General features: G+C 65.3%; 2 protein-coding genes and 2 pseudogenes. 2 read left to right on the forward strand and 2 right to left on the reverse strand.

What is annotated here, in order from left to right; all coding sequences use genetic code 11:
- Together ACXJL8_RS37940 and eno are read right to left on the reverse strand one after the other, a co-directional pair.
- Positions 1 to 302: pseudogene (locus tag ACXJL8_RS37940) on the reverse strand (NADH oxidase); the annotation flags it as partial.
- Between the two features lie 33 nt (positions 303 to 335).
- Positions 336 to 1,619: a phosphopyruvate hydratase gene (eno, locus tag ACXJL8_RS37945; RefSeq protein WP_456622466.1), complete on the reverse strand. Its 1,284-nt coding sequence runs from the start codon at positions 1,617 to 1,619 to the stop codon at positions 336 to 338.
- Positions 1,620 to 1,796: 177 nt separating this feature from the next.
- Between eno and ACXJL8_RS37950 the strand changes: the two genes are divergently transcribed.
- Both ACXJL8_RS37950 and ACXJL8_RS37955 read left to right on the forward strand, forming a co-directional pair.
- Positions 1,797 to 2,774 (forward strand): Vgb family protein, encoded by a 978-nt coding sequence (locus tag ACXJL8_RS37950; protein WP_456622467.1) that lies wholly within the window; start codon positions 1,797 to 1,799, stop codon positions 2,772 to 2,774.
- 48 nt (positions 2,775 to 2,822) lie between these two features.
- Positions 2,823 to 2,982: pseudogene (locus ACXJL8_RS37955) on the forward strand (preQ(1) synthase); the annotation flags it as partial.

The raw sequence follows: 2,982 nt of genomic DNA on the forward strand, positions 1-2,982 counted from the left end.
GCGCCCTCATTGCCGACCGGCATGGATTCGTCGAGCCGGCCCGCCATCGCGCGCATCGCACCCTCCGGCACCTTGGCGGTGATGACGGGAGCCTCCTTCGTGCCCGACGCCTTCGCCGTGCTCATGTCGGCGGCGCCGACCAAGAGACCGAGGTCCGACGGGTTGATCGGCGTCGCCTCGACGCGGACGACGACCTCGTCCGCGGCGGGCTCGGGGGTCGGCACGTCGACCAGCGAGATTTCCAGCTCACCGCTCTTCTTGATCAGCGAACGCAGTTGCAGGCCGTTGTTGCCGTCGCTCATGTCGATCCTCCCCTGTTTTGTCAAAGCGCCGGCTTATGCCAGCGCCTTCAGTGCCGCCTTGCCGCCATAGAGCGCCTGCTTGCCGAGCTGCTGCTCGATGCGCAGGAGCTGGTTGTATTTGGCGGTCCGATCGGAACGCGCAAGGGAGCCGGTCTTGATCTGCCCGCAATTGGTGGCGACCGCGAGGTCGGCGATGGTGGAATCCTCGGTCTCGCCGGAGCGGTGCGACATCACCGAGGTGTAGCCGGCCTTGTGCGCCATCTCGACGGCGGCGAGCGTCTCGGTCAGCGTGCCGATCTGGTTGACCTTGATCAGGATCGAGTTGGCCCGGCCCGCCTTGATGCCTTCGGCGAGGCGCTTGACGTTGGTGACGAAGAGGTCGTCGCCGACGAGCTGGCACTTCTTGCCGATGAGGTCGGTGAGCTCCTTCCAGCCGTCCATGTCGTCTTCCGACATGCCGTCCTCGATGGTGACGATCGGATAACGGCCGACGAGGTCGGCGAGGTATTTGGCCTGCTCGGACACCGAGCGGGTCTTGCCCTCGCCCTCATAGACGTATTTGCCGTCCTTGAAGAACTCGGTCGAGGCGCAATCGAGCCCGATCACGATGTCGGTGCCCGCCTTGTAGCCGGCCTTGCCGATCGCGTTCATGACGAATTCGAGCGCGGCATCGGCCGACGGCAGGTTCGGCGCAAAGCCGCCCTCGTCGCCGACATTGGTGTTGTGGCCGGCCTTCTTCAGCTCCGACTTCAAGGTGTGGAACACCTCGGCGCCGTAGCGCAGGCCCTCGGCGAAGGACGACGCACCGACCGGCAGGATCATGAACTCCTGGAAGTCGATCGGGTTGTCGGCATGCACGCCGCCATTGATGATGTTCATCATCGGCACCGGCAGCAGCCGCGCCGAGGTGCCGCCGACGTAGCGATAGAGCGGCATGTCGAGCGAGTTCGCGGCCGCCTTGGCGCAGGCGAGCGAGACGCCGAGGATGGCGTTGGCGCCCAGCCGGCTCTTGTTCGGCGTGCCGTCGAGGTCGATCATGATCTGGTCGATCTGGGCCTGCTGCTCGGCATCGAGGCCGCTCAGGGCCTCGAAGATCTCGCCGTTGACGGCGCCGACCGCCTTGGTGACGCCCTTGCCGAGATAGCGGGCCTTGTCGCCGTCGCGCAGTTCCACCGCCTCATGGGCGCCGGTGGAGGCGCCGGACGGCACCGCGGCGCGGCCGAGCGCGCCATCTTCCAGCACGACGTCGACCTCGACGGTGGGGTTGCCACGGCTATCCAGGATCTCGCGGCCGATGATGTCGATGATGGCGGTCATGATGGTGCACTTCCGTTCGTTAGGTTTGATCGGTTCGCCGCGGGTCTTACACGGAGCGCAAGCAAATGTGAACGCTTGGGCGGCGCCCTTCGACTGACGCGTGAAGCGCCTCGGACTAAGCTTCACCCCGCCTGGTCTGCGCGTCCAACCTCCATCTGAAACAGTCGGGGTAACGCCATGAATCGCCGCCAGTTTCTTGCCTCGAGCGCCACCTTCCTCGCGATCCGCCCAAGTTTTGCGCAGGAGGGACTGTTCCGGACAAAATATTTCCCGATCAACCCCGGCATCGGCCTGCACGACCTCACGCCCGCTCCCGACGGTACGGTCTGGTTCACTGCGCAAGGCAAGGGCATGCTTGGCAGGCTCGATCCGAAGGACGGCAGTTTCAAGACGGTCAGCCTCGGCCAGGGCGCCGCCCCGCACGGCGTGACGATCGGCCCCGACGGGGCGCCCTGGATCACCGAAGGCGGCCAGAACGCGATCGCGCGGGTCGATCCGGCGGACCTGAAAGTCACGTTGTTCCGCCTGCCCGAAAAGTTCGCCTCCGCCAATCTCAACACCGGCGTGTTCGACAAGGAAGGCACCTACTGGTTCACCGGACAGTCCGGCTATTACGGAAGGCTCGCGCCAAAATCCGGCGACATGACGGTGTTCAAGGCGCCGAAGGGCGTCGGCCCCTACGGCATCACCGTCACGCCCAAGGGCGACGTCTGGTACGCCTCGCTCGCCGGCAGCCATATCGCGAAGATCGACCTGGCGAGCGGCAATGCGACCGTGGTCGAGCCGCCGACGCCGAACCAGGGCTCGCGGCGGGTCTGGTCGGATTCGCGGAGCCGGATCTGGGTCAGCGAGTGGAACAGCGGGCATGTCTCGGTGCACGACCCCGCCGACGGCTCCTGGAAGACGTGGAAGCTGCCGGGCGAGCGTCCTCGCACCTACGCGGTTTATGTCGATGACAAGGACAAGGTCTGGCTGACGGATTTCTCGGCCAACGCCATCGTGCGCTTCGATCCGATGACGGAAAAATTCACCAGCTTTCCGAGCGATCGTGCTAACGCAAATGTCCGCCAACTCGATGGCCGGCCGGGCGAGCTCTGGGGCTGCGAGTCCGGCAACGATAGGGTGGTGCTGATTCAGACGGTTGCCTCAGGTTGACGGCAGCCACAATTGCGTCCATCTCGGCATCCGCAAAGGATAACGACGATGGCGAAAAAATCTCTCCAGCTCGGCCGCGCGGTCGAGTGGCCGCACACACCGGAAGAGGCCCAGCTCGACCGTGTGCCCAATCCGCAGAAGGGCACGGACTACCTTGTCCGCTTCACGGTGCCGGAATTCACCTCGCTCTGCCCGGTCACGGGCCAGC

This window comes from Bradyrhizobium sp. P5_C11_2 (assembly GCF_054049755.1).